Raw genomic sequence first — 26,294 nt, 5'->3', positions numbered from 1 at the left:
TTTTTATAATTATTAAGTTTGTTATTGAACTTAATAATTTTTTTGCTAATCAATAATACAACTACAAGGATTAAAAATATGAATAATAAAAATGATGAACTAGATAAATATATTGCTTCTTATTTTCATAAAACTAAAACTATTTTAGAAAATGAAAATCCTAACAATGTAATTACCTTACAATTTTTTCAAAGAAGAGATAATTCCATTTTAGGAGGGATGAACGAAGTTTTAGAATTATTAAGTAAGCACACTGATACTTCTAAATACAAAATCAAATATCTTCCTGAAGGGTCAAAGATTTCAAATTTAGAAGTGGTTTTAGAACTAGAAGGACATTATCAAGATTTTGGTAAATTTGAAGGAATGATTGATGGAATTCTATCAAGAAGTAGTTCTTTAGCAACTAATGCTTATGAATGTGTTCAAGCAGCCAATGGAAAACAAGTAATTTTTATGGGAGATCGTGCTGATCATTATTTAATGCAAGAAATTGATGGAAAAGCAGTAGCTTTAGGGGGAATTACTTCAGTTTCTACCCAAGCACAAAATTCTTTACAAATTACTAGTACTTTTGGTTCAGTGCCACATATCTTAATTCAAAATTTTGCTGGTGATACCACTAAAGCAATGGAAGCATATGCAAAGCATTTTCCTAATAACAAAATTATTTCATTGGTCGATTATCACAATAACGTAATTGCTGATTCGATTGCTTCATTCCAAAAGTTAAAAGAAAAACTTTTTGCAGTTAGAATTGATACTTCTAAAAATATGGTTGATCATATGTTTGATGGCCAAAGTCCAGAATATGGAGTTAATCCTACAATGATTAAAAATTTACGTAAAGCACTAGATTCAGTAGGCGCCAATAATGTTAAAATTGTTGTTTCTTCCGGTTTTGATGTAAATAAAATCAAAGATTTTGAACAACAAAAAACTCCAGTTGATTTTTATGGTGTAGGACAATCAATGTTTAAATTAATTTGTAATTTTTCTGCTGATGCAACTTTATTAAATGGAAAATTAGAAGCAAAAGAAGGTAGAAATTACCGTCCTAATCCAAAGTTGAAGATCTATAAATAGTTAAGGTGAATTTATGAATATTTTTTACGCAATACTTTTTAATTTTTTAATCCTATTAATAGGTTATTTGATTGGTTCATTCAATATTGCGATTGTAATGAGCAAAAAGTTAAATAACGAAGATTTAAGACAACAAAATAGTGGTAATGCAGGAGCAACTAATGGTTTAAGAACTTATGGGAAAAAGTTTGGTCTAATAGTTTTTGCTTTTGATACATTAAAATGCTTTATTCCCACTTTAATTACCATTATTGTTTTTAACCACGGTTTAAGTACTTTTGTAGATAAATATTATTTATTTTCGCACTTTATGGGTTTTGGAATTATCTTTGGACATATTTTTCCAATTTATCATAAATTTAAAGGTGGAAAAGGGGTTTCATGTACAGTTGGTTTTTTAGCAACTTTAAACCCAATTATCTTTGTCATTGCTGCTATTAGTTTCTTTAGTATCTTTTTTATTTCTAGATATGTTTCATTAGCTTCAATTTTAACCGCAGTTATCGTTATTCCTTTTACCTTTATTCCTTGAATGATTTTAAGTTTTTCAGGTAAATGACTTAATGTTATTGGTTTTATTGATATTACTATTAATAAGAGTTTTCCAATATCAAACCTTTGATATATCCAAGGAATAATTTATAGCATTGCTGCTATTATTATCATTGCTGCTCATCACACGAATATTACAAGACTAATTCACAAAGAAGAAAAGAAATTATATTTTAAAAAGATTAATTAATCTTTAAGGAACAAATATGAATATAAAACCTATTAAAAAATTAATTATTCCTGCCGCTGGTTGAGGAACAAGGTTCTTGCCAATGACTAAAGTAGTTCATAAAGAACTTGTACCAGTGTTAAATCGTCCTTTGGTTGATCTTTTAGTTGATGAAGCTGTATTATCAGGAATTGAAGAAATCATTATCATTATAAGTGAAAGAAAACATAATTTAATTGATTACTTTGAAGTTAATCACGAATTACAAGCAGAATTAATTCAAAAAAATAAATTAAGCCTTTTACAAGAAGTAAAAAAGACTAATCGAAGTCATTTAATTACTAAAATTGTTCAAACTGAGCAATTAGGTTTGGGTCATGCTTTAATGTGTGCTAAACAATATATTGGTAATGAACCTTTCGCAGTTATTTTGGGTGATGATTTAATAAAAAGTAAAGTTCCTGCTATTAAACAACTTATTGATTTTTATTATCAATCAAATGGTGCTAATATTTTAGGGGTTCAAGAAGTAGAAACCAAAAATATCAATAAATATGGAATTGTAAAACCTAAAAACGAAAGTGAAAAGAATTTAAATGCTTTTGAAATTGAAACCGCAATTGAAAAACCAGAAGCTAAAGATGCTCCATCAAATAAAGCGATTTTAGGAAGATATGTTTTTAATCCTGAAATACTAGAAGTTTTTTCAACTTTAAAAATTAAAAAGAATAAAGAAATGCAAGTAGTTGATGCTTTTGATATTTTAAAAGATAAATATAAACAAAAGATTTTTGCTTTTAATTTTGAAGGTATTAGATACGATTTAGGCTCAATGGAAGGCTTTGTTAAAGCAAACATTGATTACGCACTAGAAAATGATGAAATTAGAGATGAGATTTTAGATTTTATTGTTAAGAAAATTGAATTTAAAAAATAAAGCGTTTGAGGCTTTATTTTTTAAATCTTTGATTAAAGGATTTAATTAGTATCCTTCAGTAGCTGGTTTACCTTCGATAATTGCTACTGAACGAGAAGTACCAAAACGATTTGCGCCTGCTTTAACCATTGCTTCCATATCAGCAAATGATGAAACACCACCAGCAGCTTTAATTAATAATTTGTCTCCACAAACTGATTTCATAATTTCAACATCTCTAACTGATGCTCCACGAGTTGAAAATCCGGTTGAGGTTTTAATGAATTCAGCACCTGATTCCATAACGATTTCGGTTATTTTCTTGATTTCTTCTTCATCTAAAAGAGCGGTTTCAACAATAACTTTTAAAGTGTTTTTACCACAAGCTTTTTTAACTTCTTTAATGTCTTGTAAAACATATTCGTATTCATGGTCTTTAAATTTTCCAATATTAATAACCATATCGATTTCGTCAGCACCTAATTTGATAGCTTCTTTAGCTTCAAATGCTTTTGTAGCGCTTGTACAAGCACCAAGAGGGAAACCAATAACAGAAGTAATACCAATAGTAGTTTTTGCTAATTCTTTTTTACAGTATGGAATTCATGAAGAATTAATGCAAATTGTTTTAAATTCGTATTTTTTTGCTTCAGCAATTAATTTATCGATATCTGCTTTAGTAGCATTTGGTTTTAAGAATGTGTGATCGATTAATTTGTTGTATTGAGTCATTTTTTCCTTATCTTTTTTAATTAACTTAATTTATCTAAAATAATTTTATTTTCAATTCTAGCATTATTAATTTTATAACTTTGTTTTAATTCATTAAGCAAAGTTTTTTCAATTGGTTTTGAAGAATATAAAGTGAACATTGTTTCACCTTTTTTAACAGCTTCATTGGTTTTTTTAGCAATCGAAATACCTGCTTCAAAATCAATACTATCTTCTTTAGTTGCTCTTCCAGCACCAAGTTTCATAGCAACGATACCAAAAGTTAAACTATCATAGATTTCAACAAAACCATCTTGTTCAGCTTTGACTTCTAAACTATATTTAGGTTTTCAAAAATCTTTAGATTTTAATGCTTTTAAATCTCCACCTTGAAGTTCAATGAATTCATAGAATTTTTCTAATGCTTTTCCATTAGCAATTACTTGTTTAATCTTTTCAATAGCTTCTTCGTGAGTTTTTACTAATTTTGCTTGTTCCAAAATTGTTGCACAAGAAGAAAATACTAATTCATTAAAATCTTCTGGTCCTTGGCCTTGTAAGGTTTTAATTGCTTCTAGAACTTCGTTTTTATTACCAATTTCACGACCAATTGGTCTATTCATATTGGTAATTTCTGCTCTAACATCAACACCTAAACCTTTTCCGATGTTGATCATTGTTGTTGCTAATAATCTTGCTTCATCAAGATCCTTCATAAAAGCACCTTTACCACATTTAACATCCAATAAAATAGCATCTGAACCAGTAGCTAATTTTTTAGACATAATACTTGAAGCAATTAAAGGAATTGATTGTACACAATTAGTTACGTCTCTTAGAGCATACAATTTTTTGTCAGCAGGAACCATTTCATTTGATTGTCCAATAACAGCGATTTTATGTTTTTTAACTTGTTCAATAAATTGTTTGTCAGTTAATTCAACATGAAAACCAGGAATAGATTCTAGTTTATCAATGGTTCCACCAGTGTGTCCTAGTCCTCTACCTGACATTTTAGCAACAGGAGCACCTAATGCAGCTACAATCGGTGCTACTGCTAAAGTAGTTTTATCTCCAACTCCACCAGTTGAATGTTTATCAACTTTAATTCCTGGGATTTCTTTTAAGTTCATTACTTTTCCAGAATTCATCATTGTTGAAGTTAAAACATTGATTTCTTCATTTGTCATCCCGTTAAACATAACAGCCATAATAAAAGCAGCCATTTGGTAATCGGGAGTTTTTCCTGCAACGTAGCTATCAATAAGGTATTTAATTTCTTCAGTAGATAAAGGTTTGTTTAATCTCTTTTTTTCTATTAAATCAACTACTCTCATTTTATTCTGCCATTTCTAATGCTATTTGCATCATTTTAGTAAATGCTGTTTGTCTTTCTTCTGCGCTAGTGATTTCATGAGTTATTAAATTGTCACTAATAGTTAATAAGCAAGCAGCATTTTTGCCTAATTTTTCAGCATTGGTAAATAAAGCATATGATTCCATTTCAACACATGATGCTTGAGTAGTTTTGATTCTTTGTTCTAAAGAAACTGAAGCATAAAATACATCTGATGAATGAACTCTTTTTTCACTTACAGGAATATTTAATTTTTTAGCAATTGCTAGAATTTTTTCATTGGTCTTTTTACTTGGAAGTGAAATATTTGATTTGTCTCCAATTACTAATTCTCTAAATGCACTACTATCAGCAATAGCATCTTTAGCTAAAACAACATCATAAATTTTTAAATCTTTTTCGTATGAACCAGCTGAACCAATTCTAATGATAGTATCTACATCATAAAAATTAAATAATTCATAAGAATAAATACCAATTGAAGGACATCCCATACCGCTAGCAGCAATTGTTATAGGTTTTCCTTTATATGTACCGGTGTACATAAAAGCATTTCTAACGCTATTTACTAGTTTATATCCAGGATCTAAAAAAGTTTCAGCAATAAACTTAGCTCTTAAAGGATCACCAGGCATTAAAACGGTCTTAGCAATTTCTCCTTTTTTAGCATTTATATGTGGGGTCATTTTTCTCCTTTTATTTAAATTAATTGTTAGTTTTTATAGTAAAAAAAGTAAAAAAATAAATATAAAAATATTTAGAAAAACTAATCTTTTTAATGATATCACATTTGCTTTTTATTAAGCGATAATCAATGAAGAAATAACAAAGTTTTTTTGTTAAAAAAATAAAAAAGAACAATAAAAATTATTGTTCAATTTTTGCATTTTAAATTATTTTTGTGATTTTTTTACTTTCGATTTTTCAGGATTTTTAAATATATATTCATATACTTGTTCATATTCTGAAACAGGGATAAATTTAATAAAATCAGTTACTTCTTTTGGAAATTCAATTAAATTCTTTTTGTTGTTTTTAGGAATAAATACTGTGTCTATTCCTTTTTTGTAAGCAGCAAATGATTTTTCTTTTAAACCACCAATTTCTAAAACTTTACCTCTTAAAGTAATTTCCCCGGTCATTCCGATATTTGTAGGTACAGGTTTTTTACTTAATGCAGAAATAATAGCGGTAGTAAAGGTAATTCCAGCACTAGGTCCATCTTTAGGAATAGCGCCCTCAGGAACGTGAATGTGAATTTGATTATTTTCGAAATCAAATTTATCACATTCGAATTTCTTAGCATTGGCTTTAACGTAAGAAAGAGCAATTTGTGCTGATTCTTGCATTACATCTTTTAATTGCCCTGTAAGTTTAATTGAATCACCTTTACCTGGGTAGGTAGTTACTTCAAGTTGTAAAGTGGTTCCACCTAAAGAAGTAAAAGCAAGTCCATTAACTAAACCAATTTGAGCTTCTTTTTCATTTTCGTTTTCACTAAAAATAGGAACACCTAAAAAGTCTTGAACTACTTTTTTATCAATTTTAAATTCTTTAATTTCATCTTTAGAATCAATTACTTTAACAACAATTTTTCTTGCGATTTTATCTAGCGATCTTTTTAAACCTCTAACTCCAGCTTCTGAAGTATAGTTTTTGATAATAAATTCGATAATATCGTCTTCAATTTTGAATTGTTCAGGAGTTAAAGAAGCTTGTTCTATAGTTTTTTGAATTAAATGATTACGAGCAATTTTAACTTTTTCATTAATGGTATAACTACTTAATTCAATAATTTCCACACGATCTAATAAAGGCGCTGGAATATCTTCATAGTAATTAGCGGTAGCAATAAAAATTACTTTTGATAGATCATATTCAGTATCTAAATAGTGATCTTGAAATTTAGCATTTTGTTCCGGATCTAATACTTCTAACATCGCTGATGCAGGATCGCCTTTATGGTCAGAAGCCATTTTATCAATTTCATCTAATAAAATTAATGGGTTAGAAACATTGGCTTTTTGAATTCCTTTAATGATTTTACCTGGCATTGAACCAACGTAAGTTCTTCGATGTCCACGAATTTCTGATTCATCATGAACTCCACCTAAGGAAATCTTAATAAACTTTTTATTTAAAGCTTGAGCAATAGCTTTAGCTAACGAAGTTTTTCCAGTTCCTGGAGGGCCAACCAAAGTTAAGATAGGAACATTATTAAAGGTTTCTTGATTTTTGCTTTTGGTTTCTTGAGTTTCTTTAAAAAGATTTAAATCAATCATATTTTCATCATCGATTGAAATCAATGAATTTTGATCAATTTTATTATGTTTTTGTTGATTGATAATTAATGCGATATATTCAATAATTCTTTCTTTTACTTTTTCTAAACCATAATGATATTTGTCAAGAATTTTTCTAGCATATTTAATATCAAGCGATTCTTTTTCAACTTTTCTTCAAGGAAGTTTTTTCAAAGTGCTAATGTAATTTTGACTTAAAGCAAAATCTGGCGAACCAGTCATCATTCCCTTTAGACGATCTGCTTCATTTTTGATGATTTTTTGAATAGATTCGGGATAGATTTGTTTTAATTTTTCATCATTAATATTCTTACTATATTCATCATCAATTTCTTCACCATTATCACCATCATCTAAGGTATCTTTAATAGCTTTAAGTTTTTCTCTTAAAATAAAATCTCTTTGTTGTTTTTCAAGATTCTTTTTAACTTTCTTTTCAATTTCATCGTTTACATCAATAGTTTGTTGTTCACTTTCAAGGAAGTTAATGATGAATTGAATTTGTTCATCAACTGATAAAAGAAAAAATAGTTCATATTTTTTTTCATATGGTAGAACTAAGCAACCAGCTAAAATGTTGATAAAATCAACAATTCCTTCTTCTTCACCTGAAAATAATGAAGAGGTTTCGTTAGAAGTATCATCAAAAGTTAAAATCTCAATATTCTTATTTTTAAGTTCACTTAATAATTTGTCGATTTTGTCAATATCTTTTTGATAAACTGGTTCAAATGTTTTAGCACATTTATATTCATATTTTGAATAAGGAAGTTCATCAACAGTATGTAAAATAAATTTATCACTATTTAGTCCAATAGCAGTTTTATCAAAAGAAACTTTAACTCTATTAATTGCTTTTAAATTAATAATAGAAGGAGCAGATTTCTTTTTAGTAACTTTATTTATTTTACATAAAACCCCTAATTCAAAAACATCTTCATTAGTTAATGAAAGATTTTCGTAAATAAATTTTTTATTTTTGTTTGTAAGATATTTCTTTTTAGGGAAAAGTAAAATTACTTTTTGATCTTGCTCTTTGCATATTTCGAAGAAATCTACAATTTTTGGATCTTCTATTTGTATTTCTCTGTGGTGACCTTGATAAACAATATCATTAAAAATTACTATATGTTTTGCCTTCATTTTTTCTCCTTTTTTAATAAAGCAATAAAGGTCTAGATTTTTGCTCATAAAATTATATACAAAAATTAGCACTCTAACAATAAAAGTGCTAATTTAATAAAAACAGCACTATTTCGCAACAACTACAAAGTTGATAATTTTATTTGGAATAAAAATTTCTTTAGTAATTGTTAAATTATTTTTTTCTAAAAATGCTTGGACATTTTCTTTAGCTAAAGAAATAATTTCTTCTTTACTTAAATTCTTATCAACTAGAATTTCACCTCTGATTTTACCATTGATAGTAATTGGATATTTGACTTCGTTGCTTTCTAAAGCATTTTTGTCAATTGTAAAATCATATAAGTTTTCATTTTTAAAATATTTATTACTTAATTCTCAACAAATGTGAGGAATAAAAGGTTCTAAAATATTTAAAACTACATAATAAAATTCAGTTAATAAAGTTTTATTTTCAATGTCTTCATAAGCATTTCATACTTCCATAACAGAAGCTATTAAAGTATTAAAAGCATAAGCATTTCTTCTATTGTTGTAAATCTCTTCTTGCTTTTGTAATGTTTGGAATAATTTCATCCTTGCTTTTTGTTCTAGTTCACTTAGGTTTTGATGTTCAATATTTTTAAAATTACTTTTAGTATCAATAGTGTCAATTCTACTAAGTAATTTTTTAATAAAACGATAAGAACCTTCAATACCTTTATCAGATCATTCTAATTCTTTTTCTGGTGGAGCAGCAAATAAAATAAATAAACGTGCAGTATCAGCTCCATAGTTTTCAATAATTTCTAACGGATTAACTATATTACCTTTTGATTTAGACATTTTTTCACCATTTTTAAGCACCATACCTTGAGTTAATAAATTAGAAGCAGGTTCTCTAAAAGGAATTAAATTTAAATCATTTAATGCTTTGGTAAAAAATCTTGAATAAAGTAAATGCATAATTGCATGTTCAACACCACCAATGTATTCATCAGCATTTTGTCAATATTTTAGTTCTTCCTGATTAAACATTTGTTTTTGTCAATATTTTTTGCTAGTAGTATATCTTAAAAAATATCATGATGATTCAAAGAAGGTATCAAAAGTATCTGTTTCTCTAGTAGCATCTTGTTTACATTTTGGACATTTGGTTTTTAATCATTCTTTAGCATGCGACAATGGATTACCCGAAACTTTCAAGTTTATTTTTTCAGGTAAAAGAATTGGAAGATTTTCAATTTTTTCAGGAACTAAACCACAAGAATTACATCTAATCATTGGAATTGGGGTTCCTCAATATCTTTGACGAGAAATACCTCAATCCTGTAAATTCATTTTTTTACTTTGTTCAACATGTGCTTCATTTAATTTGTTTTGTTGTTGCTTTGCTATTTTTATTTTGTTAAATTCAGCAAATTCTAATTGTGATTTTGAAGTTTGAACATTTGCTAAAACTAAATGTTTAGGATCAACAGATGCAGAAGCAAAATCAGTAATTCAAATTGGTAATTGTTGACCATTCGCTTTATTAATAGCTTTAAAAGGCAATGCTAAACCTAATTTAGTAAATTTTTTGCTATTAGCATTAGCTTTAATTTCGCTAATTTTTTCAATTGAAGAAGCATCTAAAAGATTTCTATCTTTTAAAAATTGGACAAATTCATGAGTAGCGTTTATTGCTAGATATGAAATATTATTGATTTGTTCTTTTTCATTAACAAATATTTTTAATTCATAATTAGTTTTTAGATCGATTTGAATGTCAATAGAAAAACTATAACCATTTTCTAGTCCGATTCAATTTTTTTGCATCAATAGAACTTTTTCAGGCCAATGGTTAGCAAGAGTTTTTAAATCGTTATCTAGTTCATTTGCATATTCAGAAATTTTTAAATAATATTGTTCCATTTCCTTTTGAACTACTGGTTCATCACATCTTCAACATTTATTGCCAATAACTTGTTCATTTGCTAAAACAGTTTGATCTTTCTCACAGAAGTTTAAATTAGTTTTTTTAGTATAAACTAGATTTTTTTCTCAAAACTTTATAAAAATTTCTTGTTCTCATCTAGTATAAATAGGATCAGCGGTGATACATTCACGATCTCAAGAATAAGAAAGACCTAAACTTTTAATTTGCTCATCCATTCTTTCAATATTTTTGTAGGTTCATTCTTTAGGATGAATATTATTTTTAATAGCAGCATTTTCAGCAGGAAGACCAAAAGCATCTCAACCAAAAGGAAAAAGAACGTTATATTTTTTTCTTCTAAAATATCTAGCTATTGCATCACCAATTGTATAGTTTCTAACATGACCCATATGCAAGTTACCACTAGGGTAAGGGAACATTGTAAGAATGTATTTTTTTTCAATAGAAAAATCATCACTTGGTTCAAATGATTTATTTTTTAGTCAAAAATCTTGTCATTTTTTTTCGATTTTTTGGTGATTATAATTTTGGTTATTTTTCATATTTTCCTTTGTGTTTAGATTTTGGTCTAAATCTTGTTTATTAGTTAATGCATTGGTTTTATAATCAAATTTTAAAAGAATAAAAATAAAAAAAGAATTAATAGATAGATTTAATAGGTTAAATGTAAAAAAGACAGCAAATGTACCTAGAAAGTAATTATTTAAATTAAAAAAAAATAATTTGAATTTGGTTTGATAGTTATCAATAGCTATTTGTAATAAGGACTTATTGGCTTCACTTTTAATAAAATTTAAAAGTCTAAAATAAGTAGGAGTGCTTCAAAAAACATTAATAAGTGTTAAAAAACAAGTAGTTATTAGAATTGAAAAACTTAATAAGGCAATTGATTTTTTCAAAGATATTTTTGACTGCTTATCTTTTTTTAAAACCAAAGAAGTTTTTTCAAAAAGATAATAAGTCATTAAAAAAATAAATTGAGAAAGAAATAAAAGAAAATGTCCTAATAGTCCTACCAAATCATATCCCTTAGAACCATAAGCAGGTCCTACTAAAAAAAGAATTATTGAAATAGCAATTGCATATAAAATATTGGCTTTTTTGTAAGCAATAAAAATACAAATAAGTGATAAGTTAAATTTTAAAAAGTTAGTGAAAGGAAAGTGTAAAAAAGTTGAAGAAAAAAAGTCAATAATTATAGCTAATGCCAATGTAACCGCACTATGTAAAATATCTTTTGTAGTTATATTCTTATAACTAGAATTCTTCATATTCTCCCCTATTTATAAATAGTAATGGTTTTAATTATAAATTTTGTTTACACTTTAGTTTTTGTTTGCAATATTCGCAACTTTTTTCGATAATCATCTCTGATTTTAGAAATGGAAACTAATTGACCATCGCGAATTACATTTAAATAATCAAAGGCATTAACTCTTATTTTTTTATTTAACATTGTGGCAGCTGTTTGGTGCATAGAATCAACTTTTCCTAAATACTCTAATTGACCATTTTCATTCATTAATATAGCTTCTTGTCCATTGTTATGAATAAATTTTTCACCAATAATTAAATATTTATCTTTGACCATTTCTTTAAAAGAAACTTTTAAGGGTTTAATATCATAAATAGCATTTTCGATTTCACCAATTTGTGGTTCAACTTGATCTAAACGTTTTTTACCATATTTAATGTATTTAGAATCTTTTTCAATTAAAACATAATTCCGACCGCATTTTTTAGCAACCACACCTGTGGTCATTGTTCCACCAAAAGGATCTAAAATTAAATCGTTTGGTTTAGTAAATAAAGTTATAATTCGGTGCAATAAAGCTTCTGGCTTTTGAGTGCTATGGATTTTAATTCCTTGTTCATCCTTAAGTCTTTCATTACCAGAGCAAATAGGGAATTTTCAAATTGAGCCCATTTGCTTATCGTTATTTAATTTTTTGCCAGTTTTATAATTAAAACTAAATTTAGATTTTTTGCTTTTAGCTGCTCAAATTAAAGTTTCGTGACTATTATTTAATCTTGTACCACCAAAATTTGGGGTTGGATTAGATTTTTCTCAAATGATATCGTTAAGAATTCAAAAATCTAATTCATGTAAAATTGCTCCAATTTCATATATAGATTGCATACCAGAAATTAAGCAAATTGTTCCATTATCTTTTAATAGTCTTTTTACTTCTGTTAATCATTTTCTAGTGAAATTAATATATTCTTGCATTGATGGGAACTTATCTCATTCGTCATCACAACCCTTAAATTCTGTACCCTCAACTCTATACAATTTTTTATTTGGTTCTAATTGCATAAAATATGGTGGATCAGCGAAGCAAAAATCAAAAGTTTTATCTGGTAAAGTCTTCATTACTTCTATGGTATCACCTTGATAAATCAAATTCTTTTCCATAATTACTCCTTTTATTTTTTAACCAAATAAATTTGTACAATTACTAGCGATTTTATTTAAAAAAGTTTTAAATTATTGTTTTTTATATAAAAATGCAAAAAATATTAGTAAATAACTAATTTTTTTAAGTGCTTTAATTTTTAAACACTATTTATTTAGTACCAAAAATTCTATCTCCCGCATCACCTAAACCAGGTTCAATGTATCTATTTTCATTTAATTTTTCATCTAATGAAGCTAAATAAATTTCAAATTCTTTTCCAAAGTGGTTTTCAATATTTTTAACCCCATCTTTAACTCCAACTAAGCAAACTAAATGGATGTTAGTAAAACCATCTTTTTTCAATCTAGTAATAGCATCAACAGCAGAACCACCAGTTGCTAACATTGGATCAACTACAAAAATGTAGCTATCTTTAGATACGTTAGGCATTTTGTAAAAATATTCTTTAGCTTTAAAAGTGGTTTCATCTCTATACATTCCAATGTGCCCCACTCTTGCTTCAGGAACAAGTTCTAATAGTCCGTCAAGCATACCTAAACCAGCTCTTAAAATTGGAACTAAAACAATTGATTTGTCAAATGTTTGCCCTTCATATTTTTTGTGTAAAGGAGTTTCTATAACTTTACTTTTTGTTTGGTAATTTCTTAAAATTTCGTAAACCATTAATGAAGCAATTTCATTTAAATTTTGTCTAAAAATTGAATGATTAGCATTAATATCTCTCATATTGGTTAATTTAATAGATATTAATGGATGATTAATAACCTTTAACATATTTCTCCTACTTTTATTATCGATATTAATTATATTAATATTAATACAATTATTTTTTAAAATAAAAACCATACTTTTTAGACAATATGGTTTAAATAAAAAAGAGTTTATTTTAATAAACGAATTGAACTATGATTTTTTGACAATTTTTTAGTATCTTCAAATTTTAAAAATTTAACTTCAATACTTCAATTGTCCACATACACAACTTGTCCTTCACCAAAAGTGGTGTGACTTATATAATCACCTACAATAATTTTATTGTTTGCTTTTTTATTATCATTTTCTTCATCAAAATTGCTAACTATATTATTTTGAATAATAAAATCATCAATATTAATGCCCATTTCTGAAATAAAACGAGATGGAATTTTTTCTGTTTTTGTGTCAAATAAAGTTCCTCGAGAATCAGAAATAAATAATCTCTTTTTAGCTCTAGTAATAGCAACGTAGGCTAATCTTCTTTCTTCTTCAAGTTGTTCTTTTTCATCATCAGATGAAGTTAATGAACGATTATGTGGGAACAATTGGTCTGATAAACCAACAATAAAAACGTTTTCGAATTCTAACCCTTTAGCAGCGTGAACCGTCATTAATGAAACATAATTTGAAAAGTTATCAAATTCATCACCTGCAGATAATAAGGAAACATGCTCAAGGTACTGATTAATTTTCTTGTCAGGATTTTTTCTTTCTCATTCATCAATCGAGTTAATTAATTCTTTTACATTTTCTAAAGCAGTTCCTCTTAAATTTGGATCAGCTTTTATATATTCATAATAATTAACTCTATTTAACATTTCTTCTAAAACAAGAGAAATTTTATTTGTTTCCAATGCTTTTCTGCAGAATTTTATTGAGTTTAAAAGATTAACAATTTCTTTTACTGTTTCTTTTGGGAATTTCAAATCTTTATGATATTCAACTAATGTGTCATAAAGACTTAATCCGGTTTCTTTAACTTTCTTTTCAATTTTTTCTAAAGCAACTACCCCAATTTTTCTAGGCGGAACATTTAAAATTCTTTGTAAATAAACCTCAGAACCATCATAAATTACTCTTAAAAAGGCCAAAGCATCTTTGATTTCTTTTCTATGGAAGAACTTTTGACCACTAAAAATTTTGTGATGAATACCTTCGTTAATTAATGCTTCTTCAAAAATACGTGAGTATCAGTTAGATCTATAAAAAATCGCAATATTTTTAAGTTGAACTTTGTTCTTTTTTAATTCGTTAATTTTTTGAATCACTCATCTAGCTTCTGCTTCTTGACTAAAGGCATGATTAAAAACTATATCATCACCTTCTTCATTTTCAGTAACTAAATCTTTGATAAATCTTTTTGAATTATGTTTAATTAAATTATTAGCTGCATTTAAAATCTTTTTAGTAGAACGATAATTAGTATTTAAAACTATGGTTTTAGTATTAGGAAAGTCTTTATCAAAATTTAAAATTAAATTTACATCAGCTTTTCTTCAACTATAAATAGTTTGATCAGGATCACCAACAATGGTAATATGAGCATTTTTAGAAGTTAAAACTTTTAAAATTTCATATTGTTGTAATGAAGTGTCTTGAAATTCATCAACTAAAATAAATGAATACATTTTGCTTCATCTATCAACAGCAATTGGTGATTTTTTAAACAATTCATTGGTTTTAATGATTAAATCATCAAAATCTAAATATTTTTCTTTTTTAAGAGTTTCATTATATTTTTCATAAAGATTTAAAATGACTTTATTTAAATCATCTTTTTTGAGCATTTGTTGCTCTAGTTCTTCTTTATCAAACATATTAACTTTTGCTCAAGAAAAAAGTTTAATTAAACTTTTAGTATCAATATTATCTGGGTCATAATCAATATTTTTGCAAATTCTATTGATTATTTGTTTCTTTTCAATTTCGTCAATAATAACAAAATCACGTTTAATACCTATTTCTTCGCCATCTATTCTTAATATTTTTGCACAAAGGGAATGAAAGGTTTGAGCATTAATTTTTTCTTCCTCTTGTAGATTGCAATATTGTTGTACTCTTTCTTGCATTTCTGCAGCTGCTTTGTTAGTGAATGTAACTGCCAATATTTGATTAGCAGGAATACCTATTTCATTAATTAAAAAAGCTATTTTCCTAGTTAATACTCTTGTTTTTCCAGAACCAGCACCCGCGATTAAACGTAAGGGAGTATCAAAATATAACAAAGCTTCTTCTTGTTCTTTGTTTAAATCTGCAAAAATCATTTCTCTTTTAGTCATTAGTACTCCTTTTGTTCTTGTTCATAATATGAAAAAGTTTTATTTGTTATTTTATTAGGATAAATTATTGTTTCTTTTATAAGGTCAGATGCTTCAAAATGTTTAAAATCAACCATTCGAGTGTTACTAATAATTTCTTTTAGGCCTAATTTATTTTTTTTAAAAATTATTAAACAATAATTTATTAAAGCAATCAAAAATCACAAGCTACATAAAATTGAGATTATTTGATAAAAAAACAAAAGTTTTTTGTTCATGTATAAATTAATTCGTTTTTCTTTTATAAGTTCTAATATTTTTTTAAATTCTATAAAATCTTCTTTTTTGATAAAAAGTATAAAGAGCAAAAAAATGATTGCTCAATAAAGAAAATTAAAAGTGTATCTAAAAAAAATGATTTTAATTTTTTTTCATTTAATAGATAAAAAATTAACAATTATTTGTTTTCGAATTATGAAAACTCCAAAAGTTCTAATATTTAGAAAATAAGGAATTATCAAAAAATAAATTAATAAAATCAAAATTGAAAATACAAAAAATAAATAATATGAATATTTTTGAACAATTTCGTGTTTTAAAAAAGCAAAATAATTAATGTATAAAAGACTAAAAACAATTCAAAAATCAAGTGTATTCGAAATTAAATGTGTTCAAAATGAAGCATTTTTGTGTAAATTATTTTTATTCAAGACTTGATAACAACTCGTTTCATTTTTTAGTAGGTTTTAACTCACGAAGATATTTAATCTCGTCCCTATCTTTACACATATACATATTAGTGTTGTAAAATTTTTGATTTTTTTCAATCTCTTTATTAATCAGTACTTCTAGTTCTTCAACTAAACGATAAGATCTTTTTTCTTTATATTCATCTTTGTTAATGAAAGAAGCTAGTCCTAAAATCCCTGCTAAAATGATTTGAAAAAAATAAATTCTAGCATATTCCAATTCTTGGGTAATTTTCATTTCTTTAGTTTTAGAAATTTCAATTATTCTTTTGAATTGTGAAATAAAGTTTTTAGGATTCATTCATGAATCATAATTGATATATTCTCTAATGATTCTGCGATCATTGTAAGAATATGTTTTAGCATTCATTAGTAATAAGTAGTTTAATTCAACTGCGAAATTGTAATCATTTGTAAAACTAGGTTTGTATTTTAATAAACTTTCAACAAGTTCTTTTTTGAAAAGTTTATTAGAAATAAAAGGATAAGAATAAGCTAAAAAATCTGGTTCATCTTTAATGTTGTAAGTTTTATCACATTCTAATCTAGCCTTTGGTTTTCATCTTATTGAACCAACTAAACGTGGTTTAAATTCAATTACATCAGTGTGAAAATCATTGATTAAATTTTTCATTGAGTTCAAGAAGTAAAAACGAATATTATTGTTGCTAAAAAGAATATTAAAATATTCTCCTGACATTATTTTTCAAGCAGCAATAATATTATCTTGTAATGTTTGCTTATTTGAATTTACAATGAATTTTAGTCTTGAACCAAAAAAATCAAGATAATTGTTTAAAGTAGAATAAATTTTCTTATTGATACTATTAAAAACTAAAATAATTTCAAAATCTTGATAATTTTGATTTTGCATTTCAGATAAAAATTCTCTTAGTTCTTTATCGCCATTAACAATTGGTGAAATTATAGATATTTTCATACTCTCCGTCTCCTTTATTTATTGTTGAAATTAAATTACATTTTGATATTACCATTAGTTCTTGGGTAAGGAATAACATCTCTTATGTTATCCATACCAGTTACATACATAACCAATCTTTCAAACCCAATACCAAATCCAGCAGAACCTGAATCACCAAATCTTCTTAAATCTAGATATCATTGTAAATCGTCTTTGTCGATTCCGATTTCAAGTGATCTTTTTAAAAGTTTGTCATATCTTGATTCTCTTTGACTACCACCAATTAATTCACCAATCCCTGGCACTAGCAAATCAAAAGCAGCAACACTTTTACCATCATCGTTTTGGTACATATAAAAAGCTTTTATATCTTTTGGAAAGTTAATAACTGCTACAGGTCCTTTAGCATATTCTTCCGCTAAAAATCTTTCGTGTTCTGTTGCTAAATCTAAACCAAATTCAAATTTTTGGTTTTCAAATTTTTCTTTGTTTTTCTTTAACACTTTTATAGCGTCTTTATAATCAATGATTTGTAAAGGATTATTTAAAAATGTATTTAATTTACTCATTAAATTTTGATCAACGTTTGAAGTTAAATATTCAAATTCCATTGGGTGTTTTGCTATTGTGTTTCTAATTACATTCTTTAATAAATCGTCACTAAGTTGAATTACATCTTGTAATTTTGCAAAAGCAACTTCAGGTTCAATCATTCAAAACTCGTTAGCATGCTTTTTAGTATTTGAATGCTCTGCTCTAAATGTAGGAGCAAAGGTATACACTTTTTTAAAACCAATCGCATAACTTTCGGCATGTAGTTGTCCAGTAACACCTAAACTAACTTTTTTGTTTCCAAAAAATGGTTCTTTTTCATCAGTGTCAACAAAAAACATTTCACCAGCACCTTCACCATCATTACCAGTTAAAATTGGTGAAGATACATAAATAAAATCTCTATCCATAAAGTATCTGTGAATTTCTTGAGATAATGTAGAACGAATTAACATAACAGTTCTGAATAAGTTTGTTCTATGTCTTAAATGAGGAATTTCTCTCAAGGTTTCTAAATTAATTTCTTGTTTTTGAATTGGATAATCACTATCTGCTAATTTTAAAATACTTACTTCTTTAGCAATCATTTCGATTGGCTGTTTAGCATCAGGCGTAAATTTAAGTGTACCTAAAACTTCAATAGATGTTCCTAATGAAATTGAATCTAACATTTCAAAGTCTAAATTAGAATCCTTGCAAGTTATTTGTAAGTTTTGAACGCAAGAACCGTCATTTAGACTAATAAATCTTATTTTTTTATTTCCACGGTTTGAAGTTACTCATCCTTGAACCTTTAATTCTCAATTGTTAAAGTATTCTGGATGCATTAAAAAGTTTTTAAAAGTATGCATGTCTTTTCTCATAAAATCTCCAATTTTTTATTTTTTAAGATTGATATTTATTACCAAATTCAAAAATCACATTAATACTATTAATTTTACTCTAAATATTTAATGTTTATATAATATATATAAAACGAATTTAACTAAACTTTGAATTTAGCCCAAAAATTTGTATAATTTTAAGTCTATTTTTTTCAATAAAATTATAAAAAAGGAGGTATTTAAGTGTTTCGTGTATTAAAATATCTACCAAAAAATGTCAAAGTTTTAATCGCAATTTCAACCATTTTAGCTCTTTTTGATCCGCTATTATTTATGATTTTACCTTTTTTAACTAAACAGTTTTTTCAAATCATTGCCAATCCATTGAATAAACAAATTAATTTTTTAGGTATAAAAATTGTTACAAGTTTAGACCCTATTTTGGTACTTTCATTAATGACTTTTTCATTTTCAATCCTAATTTTTGCAGTGATGTTTTTAGGATTTTTTATCTCTGGAAAAATGTCAATTTTAGCAGAGTATCATTTGCGTAAAAAACTATTTAATCACATAATTAATTTATCAATTGGTGATATTGAAAAAATTTCGTATTCCACTATAATTACGAGATTTTCGAATGATATCAACAAAATTTCTAATGGTTTAATGACCATAACGAGAAGTGTAATTGTTAGTCCTGGTTTTGTAGTTTTTGGAACTATTTTTTCAATAATTGTTAGTCCTTCTTTATCATTATCACTAGCAATTATTATTCCTTTATTGGCAATCAATGCTTTGGTTCTAGTTTTGAAAATTTTTCCTTTATATAGAAAAGAAAATGTGATGTTAGATCAATTGAATTCTTTAGCAAAAGAGGATATTAATAATATAACTTTGATTAAATCTTACAATTTAGAAGAACGTCAATTACAAAGATACCAATTAAAAAATAATGATTACATTAAAATAATGAAAAATGAAATGAACTATGGTGTCATTATTTGAAAAATAGTTGATTTTATTATAGGTTTAGGAAGTCCATTAATTTTTGGAATCATTGGATTAAACTTAGGAGATTTTAATAGTACATCGCCTGAAAAAATTATTGGTTCCGTATATCAATTTAACATTTATGTAGCAATGATTTCTCATGGAGTTGTAAGAAGCTTTTTTACAATGAATTGAGTTTTTAGAACTTCAGTTTCTTCAAAACGTTTTGATGAAATAATGACTAAGCAATCATTGATTCCAATAGTTGTTAGCGATAAAAAAGTAGAAAATTCAAATATTAAATTCGAAAATGTTAGCTTTTCATACAATGAAAATAAAGTTGCAATAAAAGATGCTAACTTTGAAATCAAGGAGAATACTTTTGTTGGCATAGTAGGTAAAGCAGGTTCAGGAAAAAGTACTTTGATTAAACTTTTAACCAAACAATACTTGCCAAATCAAGGTTCTATTTTTGTTGATCATAAAAATATTAATGAAATAGATACCAAAGATTTTTACAAAAATATTTCATTGGTTTTTCAAAATCCAAAAATTTTGTCTGGTACAGTAAAAACTAATATTGATTTTTCAAATGAGCAAGATTCACAAAAAGAATGGTTAGATAAAGTTAAACAAATTTCTTGCGCTAACTATATTGATGATTTTGAGCAAATGTATGATTTTAAAATTCAACAAAGAGGAAAAAATCTTTCCGGTGGACAAAAGCAAAGATTAGCAATAGCGCAAGCAATTATTAAGAAACCAAAAATTTTAATCCTTGATGATGCTACTAATTCTTTAGACAATGCTACTGATGCTAAAGTAATTAAAAATATTAGAAAAGAGTTTAACAATTCAACTTTAATAATGATTTCTCAAAGAATAAGTTCAATTAAAGAAGCGGATCAAATTTTAATGTTAGATGATGGTCGAATTGTAGCGAAAGGTACTCATCAAGAATTATTGAAAAATAATCAATATTATCAAGAGCTATTTTTATCACAAGAAGGCAATTATGAAAAGTAAAGTAAATAGATTAAAAAGTTTTTGGAAAATTTATTCATTTTTTGGTTTTAAAAAATTAATTTTAATTACCATCATTTTCTTAACGGTTATTTCTGCTTTTTTATCAAACGCAATTTCTTGATTAATAGGTTATGGTTTTGATACCTTTTTTAAACCCGAAACTTTTAATAAGGATATTTTTACCACTTCTAAATATTGAACATTTGTTTCCTTTATTTTTGTTGCTTTAGCACTTTCGCAAATCTTAAATGTGATATCAAGCAAGATGACTTACAAAATTATTTTAAATTTTGAAAGAAAAACTAGAATTGAACTTTATAAAAAGTTACAAAAAATGCCAATTAGTTATTTTGAAAATACTAAACCAGGCGATTTGATGTTAGCATTAACTGATGATATTCAAAACTTAAGAGAAGCACTTTATCCTTTATTTTTAGATATTGTACCTACAGTTTTCTTTTTTGTAGCCGTAACAATCATTATGTATGTTTATAATCCTTTATTAGCAACCATCGTGATAGTTTTAATTCCAGTTATAATGTTCCCTATTATGTTAAAAATCTTTAAAAAAATGCATAATAACTTTGTTTTTTTACAAGAAGGAAAAGGGAAACTAAATGGTTATATTGAAGAAATAATTGATGCAATTCCACTAATTAATATTCATCAACAACAAGAAAAAATTAAGGAAGAATTTGATAAATACAATAGTTCCTTAACCAAACCTGCACTAACCAATGTTAGATATTGAAATTCAATTAGACCAAGTATTTTCTTTATCAAAAATATAATCATTATTTTAGTTATTGTAATTGGTTCAGTTTGTATTGACAAGAAAATTTATGTAGGTGGAATTCAACAATTAACTTTCGGAATCCTAACTTCTTTTACAATGTATATCAATACTTTTGTTAATAAACTAATGAATGTTTTAGAAATTACTGAAATGATTCAAAAAGGAGCAGCATCAGTTCCTAGAGTTGAAAAAATTATGGAACTTAAACCTGAAATTGATCAAGATAAATTGACGAATTTAACTATAAAACAAGCAAATGTGGAATTTAAGAATGTTAATTTTTCTTACTTAAAAGAAAGTGAAAAATTAACTTTAGAAAATATTTCATTTAAAATCAATCAAGGTCAAATGCTAGCTTTAGTAGGTGAAACTGGTTCTGGTAAAACCACGATTTCAAAATTGTTGTCTAAATTTTATATTCCAAATTCTGGCGATATTTTAATTGATGGTCAGTCAATATTTGATGTTTCTGAACATTCTTGAAGAGAGAATATTAGTATTGTTTCTCAAGACATTCAACTTTTTAATGGTAGCATTGAAGATAATTTAAAATGTGTAAATCAAGACATTGATGAGCAAGAATTTTATGAAATTTGTAAATTAACTCGAATTGATGAATTTATTCAAAATCTACCTGAAAAATATGAGACTAAAATTAGTAATAATGGTAATAATTTTTCAGAAGGACAAAGACAATTATTTTCATTAACTAGAGCAATCATTTCTAAAAGAAAAATCATAATTTTAGATGAAGCTACTTCAAATATTGATACTATTACCGAAAAATACATTCAAGAAGCAATAAGCAAAATCATAAAGCAATCTACCATTATGGTAATAGCACATAGACTTAACACTATCAAAAACGCAGATAAAATTTTATTGATTAATAAAGGAAAAATCATTGAACAAGGTAACCATAAAGAATTAATGAACCTAAAAGGTGAATACCAAAAACTTTATTCAATTGGCTATAATCAAAAATAATATATATAATAATACTTATGTTAAGAGTAATATCAGGTAAATATAGACATAGAAAACTAGAACAACCACCGTTGGAAATAACTAGACCAACTACTGATAAGAATAAAGAAGCAATTTTTAATTCTATTAGAATGTATTTACCAGGAACAGTAGTTTTAGATTTATGTTGTGGTTCGGGTTCTTTATCAATTGAAGCATTAAGTAACGGTGCTTGTAAAGCAATTGGAGTTGAAAAAAATCATATTTCGCAACAAGTTATTTTAAAAAATATTCAAAGTTTAAACATTGAAAACTTTGAATTAGCTAAAACTGATGTTTTAACTTTTTTAGCAACTAAAGCCAAAAGCATGAAGTTTGATTTTATATTTTTTGATGCTCCATTTAAAGACTATGATTTAATTAATGACACATTAAAAAGTATTGCTAACATTAAATGTTTAACTAGAAATGGTCTTTTAATTATGGAAACCAATGACTTAACTAAAGTTAATATTCCGGAGGAATTTTCTACATATAGATATAAACAATATGGTAAAAGTCATATTTTATGATTAACATTAATGGAAAATGTTTAATTTAAATTATTAAGCAAAATAAAAATCATTTTAGCCACAAATAAGGTTAAAATGATTTTTATTTTTAATAATGAGTTGGACTTTATTTTGTTATTCTAATTCAACAAGGCATTATGATTAAAAAGATTTTGTATTTTTTAGATATCGGTTCATTTTTCAAAATAAAGTACTTAGCTAAAACCTTTATTAAGCAAAACATTAATATTGATATTGGAATGATAATTCCTCAATAAATTGCTCAAATACTTATAGGATGCATACTTATAATGCCATTAATAAATGCTTCATCAAACATAATGTTATAAAAAACCAAAGTGCTTGTAAATAAAATAATCATTACAAATCATAGTAATTGAATTGTCATAATTACAATAGCAAATAAATTGTGCTTTGTAATAAATTCATTTTCTTCAATTTCATATTTAAAGGTTTTAATATTAAGATTTAAGTCAAATAGTAAGAATTTTAACAATCAAATAATTACTATTGGTACAAAAACCATTAATAATAATTCGATTCCTATATTTGTATTATCTCTAGTTCCAATGTTTGCTGCTAAATAAGAAATTGGAACTATAAAGTATAAAAGAGCTAAAACATTGTCTAATCAAAATAATTGTTTAAAAGTATTTTTAAATCTATTGATTATTTTGATTTTATTTTCTGAAATTGTTTTGTTAATCAAAATATTGAAGAAAAAAGAGTTCAATGTATAAAAGATAAAAAATAGAAAAGCAAAAACAGTATTTAGAATTATCATTTTGTTAGCAAATATTCAAAAATCATTACTCATATAATGAAAATCATAATAACCTATTAATGGTATTGTAATTAACAAAGGAAGTAATAAAGCATAATTTAAGGCAAAAAGCAATATGCTTAATCCTAAAGACTTTTTATTTATTTTGTCTTTATTTTCTTTGTAAATAGCAGCTACTTTTAAAATAAAAGTAAATGGTGTATAAGAATTATTTTCAAAGTATTTATCCATATTTAATTTAAAATGTTCTTTCTTTTTTGTTCTATTAAATTTTACCATTTTATACAATTTGGTGTTATCATTTCCGTTTTAGATTTTTTGGAAGATTTTAATTTTCAAAAGAAAAATCAAATATTATTTTAGACAAAATTAGTATGTAAAATAAAAAATTGTTTTTTCGTATTAGGCTATAAATAAGGTTAAAACGATTTTTTTATTCTTGTAAGTCAGAAAGAAAAATAAAAAAGTCTTGTGGTTACAAGACTTAATTTATTGATTATTTAACTTCAGCTTGAGCAGCAGCAACTTCTTTAGCAAAATCAGTTTCTACTTTAGTAATTCCTTCACCAACTTCAAAACGAGCAAATTTAACTAATTCACATTTTGATTGACTTAAGAATTTTTCAATAGTTAAAGATTCGTCCATAACAAAGTTTTGCTTTTCTAAAACAAAGTCAGAAAATTGTTTGGTAATTCAACCTTCTTTGATGATTTTTTGAATGTTAGCAGGTTTTTTATCAAAGCCAGCAGGTTCTTCAAATTTTGATTCAATTTCTTTAATTTTTGATTCTGGTAAATCTTTTAATAAAGCAAATTCAGGATTCATTGCTGAAACATGCATTGAAACTTTTCTAGCAGCTTCTTGGTTAGCACCTTTTACTAAAACGATTGATGCCATTTGTCCATTAATATGCACATAGTTACCTAAAACTTGACCAGCTGCTGCTTTTACACGTACAAATCTTCTAAAAGTAATTTTTTCACCAATGGTTGCAGTTGCATTTTCACATAATGAAGTAATAGTTTCTTTACCAACTTTAACATTAGCAGCTTCTTCATTGGTTTTTGCTTTTGATTTTAAAATTGCTTGAGCAATTTCTTCTACTAATTTAATGAATTTTTCATTTTTAGCAACAAAGTCGGTTTCTGAGTTAACTTCAACAATTACCGCTTCTTTTTCATCGCCAGCTATTGTAACTAAACCTTCAGCAGAAATTCTTCCAGCTTTTTTAGCAGCTTTTACTTTTCCATTTTCTTTTAATCATTGAATAGCTTTATCAATGTTTCATTCTGAGGCTTCTAATGCATTTTTACAATCCATCATTCCGCCGTTTGTTCTTTCTCTTAATTCTTTAATAAGAGCCATTTTATTTACTTCAGCCATTATTTACTCCTTATTTAGTTTCAACTTTAACTTCTTCTTGGTTTTTAGTTGTAGTAGTTTCAGCAGTTTCTGGTTTTTTGAAATTATTTTCTTTTTTTACGAATGGTTTGTTGTTTTGAAATTTGTTTTTTCTAAAATTTGATCTTTCAAGATTAAATTCTGGAAAAACAATTTTTTCATCAGGTTGATAAGCGTATTTAGCATTGCCACCTCTAGCAGTTGCGATAGCATCAGCTAGGATAGTAATTATCAATGAAATACTTTTTGCAGAATCATCATTAGCAGGAATACCAAAGTCTAATAAATCTGGATCAGTGTTTGAATCTAAAATTCCAAATACTTTTACACCTTTTTTTCTTGCTTCTTTTATTGCGATAGCATCTTCATTTGGATCAGCAATAATCATAATATTAGGAAAATTGTTGGTTGAATTCATGGTTCTAATACCATCTAAATTTTTGTGTAATTTTTCTAATTCTTTTTTAAAGATTAAACCTTCTTTTTTAGTGTAACCTTCAAAGTTTTTTTCTGCTTTTCTTTCTAATTCTTCCATGTATTTAACTCTTGAAAAGATAGTTGATGAATTAGTTAAAATTCCACCTAATCATCTTTCAGAAACATAGTGAGATTTAGTTCTGATTGCATTTTCTTTTATTGTATCTTTAGCTTGTCTTTTGGTTCCAACAAAAATGAAATTAGCTTTCTTAGAACTTGCTGCTAATTTGTGTAAATATTGGTAAGCAAATTCCAATCTATTTACTGTAAGATTAACATTAATAATGTGAATACCTTTGTTTGGTTTTGGCAATAAGAATTCCTTCATTTTAGGATTTCATTGACTTGCTTTATGTCCAAAGTAAGTACCTGCTTCTAAAAGTTTTTCTCTTGAAACAATAGCTTTTTTAGCATCAGCAGCAACTTCTTGTGTAGTTTCTTTAGCTTCTTCTGCTGGTTTTTGAGTTGTTTTTACTTCTTTTTCTTCTACAGAAGTGGTAGTTTTTTTATCTGTCATTTTTTTCCTTTAGTTTGTTTTACTTCCTAATTATTTCTAACACCTAGCACTTTTTCTCAAAGCACACCCAAGTGAATCCATAATAGTGCATTTATTGAATTTAAAAATTCTTTTTAATTTTACTATAA

At 26.2% G+C, this 26,294-nt stretch carries 19 protein-coding genes; 6 read left to right on the top strand and 13 right to left on the bottom strand.

Annotation, left to right across the window (positions count from 1 at the left end; all coding sequences use genetic code 4):
• Positions 1–78 precede the first annotated feature (78 nt).
• Genes ACJA25_RS01915 through ACJA25_RS01905 form a run of 3 tightly spaced genes read left to right on the top strand, consistent with a single transcriptional unit; the run spans position 79 to position 2,744 of the window.
• Positions 79–1,086, top strand: a complete 1,008-nt coding sequence (locus tag ACJA25_RS01915; RefSeq protein WP_406614831.1) for a nicotinate phosphoribosyltransferase — start codon at positions 79–81, stop codon at positions 1,084–1,086.
• Between the two features lie 13 nt (positions 1,087–1,099).
• Positions 1,100–1,828: a glycerol-3-phosphate 1-O-acyltransferase PlsY gene (plsY, locus tag ACJA25_RS01910; RefSeq protein WP_406614829.1), complete on the top strand. Its 729-nt coding sequence runs from the start codon at positions 1,100–1,102 to the stop codon at positions 1,826–1,828.
• A gap of 16 nt (positions 1,829–1,844) precedes the next feature.
• A complete protein-coding gene (locus tag ACJA25_RS01905) occupies positions 1,845–2,744 on the top strand; it encodes a UTP--glucose-1-phosphate uridylyltransferase (RefSeq protein ID WP_406614827.1) in 900 nt (299 codons plus the stop codon).
• 45 nt (positions 2,745–2,789) lie between these two features.
• On the opposite strand, the gene deoC is transcribed toward ACJA25_RS01905, so the two are convergent.
• The 10 genes from deoC to asnS all read right to left on the bottom strand — a co-directional run bounded on the left by deoC (position 2,790) and on the right by asnS (position 18,675).
• Positions 2,790–3,455: a deoxyribose-phosphate aldolase gene (deoC, locus tag ACJA25_RS01900; RefSeq protein WP_406614825.1), complete on the bottom strand. Its 666-nt coding sequence runs from the start codon at positions 3,453–3,455 to the stop codon at positions 2,790–2,792.
• A 20-nt stretch (positions 3,456–3,475) separates the two neighbouring features.
• A complete protein-coding gene (locus ACJA25_RS01895; RefSeq protein ID WP_406614823.1) occupies positions 3,476–4,771 on the bottom strand; it encodes a pyrimidine-nucleoside phosphorylase in 1,296 nt (431 codons plus the stop codon).
• Between the two features lies 1 nt (position 4,772).
• Positions 4,773–5,477, bottom strand: coding sequence for a purine-nucleoside phosphorylase (gene deoD, locus ACJA25_RS01890; protein ID WP_406614821.1), 705 nt, complete (start codon positions 5,475–5,477; stop codon positions 4,773–4,775).
• A gap of 207 nt (positions 5,478–5,684) precedes the next feature.
• A complete protein-coding gene (gene lon / locus ACJA25_RS01885) occupies positions 5,685–8,237 on the bottom strand; it encodes an endopeptidase La (RefSeq protein ID WP_406614819.1) in 2,553 nt (850 codons plus the stop codon).
• Positions 8,238–8,345: 108 nt separating this feature from the next.
• Positions 8,346–11,426, bottom strand: a complete 3,081-nt coding sequence (locus tag ACJA25_RS01880) for an MPN527 family putative ECF transporter permease subunit (RefSeq protein ID WP_406614817.1) — start codon at positions 11,424–11,426, stop codon at positions 8,346–8,348.
• Between the two features lie 47 nt (positions 11,427–11,473).
• Entirely contained in the window at positions 11,474–12,571 is a 1,098-nt protein-coding gene (locus ACJA25_RS01875) for a DNA-methyltransferase (RefSeq protein ID WP_406614815.1), read from the bottom strand.
• Positions 12,572–12,722: 151 nt separating this feature from the next.
• Positions 12,723–13,349, bottom strand: coding sequence for a uracil phosphoribosyltransferase (gene upp, locus ACJA25_RS01870; protein ID WP_406614813.1), 627 nt, complete (start codon positions 13,347–13,349; stop codon positions 12,723–12,725).
• A gap of 107 nt (positions 13,350–13,456) precedes the next feature.
• Positions 13,457–15,610, bottom strand: coding sequence for an ATP-dependent helicase (locus tag ACJA25_RS01865; RefSeq protein ID WP_406614811.1), 2,154 nt, complete (start codon positions 15,608–15,610; stop codon positions 13,457–13,459).
• A 681-nt stretch (positions 15,611–16,291) separates the two neighbouring features.
• On the bottom strand, positions 16,292–17,278 hold the full coding sequence (locus tag ACJA25_RS01860) for a glycosyltransferase (protein WP_406614809.1): 987 nt from the start codon (positions 17,276–17,278) through the stop codon (positions 16,292–16,294).
• A 35-nt stretch (positions 17,279–17,313) separates the two neighbouring features.
• The gene (gene asnS / locus ACJA25_RS01855; RefSeq protein WP_406616171.1) at positions 17,314–18,675 is read right to left on the bottom strand and encodes an asparagine--tRNA ligase; all 1,362 of its coding nucleotides are present in this window, start codon (positions 18,673–18,675) and stop codon (positions 17,314–17,316) included.
• Between the two features lie 204 nt (positions 18,676–18,879).
• Here asnS and ACJA25_RS01850 point away from each other — a divergent pair, with 204 nt between their 5' ends.
• From ACJA25_RS01850 to rsmD, 3 genes are read left to right on the top strand one after another with little or no spacing between them, the layout of a single operon-like run.
• Complete coding sequence (locus ACJA25_RS01850; RefSeq protein WP_406616169.1) at positions 18,880–20,652, top strand: ABC transporter ATP-binding protein; 1,773 nt, start codon at positions 18,880–18,882, stop codon at positions 20,650–20,652.
• On the top strand, positions 20,642–22,435 hold the full coding sequence (locus ACJA25_RS01845) for an ABC transporter ATP-binding protein (RefSeq protein ID WP_406616167.1): 1,794 nt from the start codon (positions 20,642–20,644) through the stop codon (positions 22,433–22,435). Before ACJA25_RS01850 ends, ACJA25_RS01845 begins: the two co-directional genes overlap by 11 nt.
• Positions 22,436–22,452: 17 nt before the next feature.
• On the top strand, positions 22,453–23,010 hold the full coding sequence (rsmD, locus tag ACJA25_RS01840; protein ID WP_406616165.1) for a 16S rRNA (guanine(966)-N(2))-methyltransferase RsmD: 558 nt from the start codon (positions 22,453–22,455) through the stop codon (positions 23,008–23,010).
• A gap of 82 nt (positions 23,011–23,092) precedes the next feature.
• On the opposite strand, the gene ACJA25_RS01835 is transcribed toward rsmD, so the two are convergent.
• The 3 genes from ACJA25_RS01835 to rpsB all read right to left on the bottom strand — a co-directional run bounded on the left by ACJA25_RS01835 (position 23,093) and on the right by rpsB (position 26,166).
• On the bottom strand, positions 23,093–24,049 hold the full coding sequence (locus ACJA25_RS01835) for a hypothetical protein (protein ID WP_406616163.1): 957 nt from the start codon (positions 24,047–24,049) through the stop codon (positions 23,093–23,095).
• A 217-nt stretch (positions 24,050–24,266) separates the two neighbouring features.
• Positions 24,267–25,154, bottom strand: coding sequence for a translation elongation factor Ts (tsf, locus tag ACJA25_RS01830; RefSeq protein WP_406616161.1), 888 nt, complete (start codon positions 25,152–25,154; stop codon positions 24,267–24,269).
• 10 nt (positions 25,155–25,164) lie between these two features.
• Positions 25,165–26,166 carry a 30S ribosomal protein S2 gene (gene rpsB / locus ACJA25_RS01825; RefSeq protein WP_406616159.1) on the bottom strand — a complete coding sequence of 334 codons (1,002 nt, stop codon included), beginning with the start codon at positions 26,164–26,166 and terminating at the stop codon, positions 25,165–25,167.
• Between the last annotated feature and the right edge of the window lie 128 nt (positions 26,167–26,294).

The sequence above is a fragment of the Mycoplasmopsis hyopharyngis genome (assembly GCF_045276885.1).
In the GTDB taxonomy this organism is placed as follows: Bacteria; Bacillota_I; Bacilli_A; order Mycoplasmatales; family Metamycoplasmataceae; genus Mycoplasmopsis; species Mycoplasmopsis hyopharyngis.
Note: the sequence above shows the minus strand (reverse complement) of the source record. Positions and strands in the feature narration are given on the sequence as shown.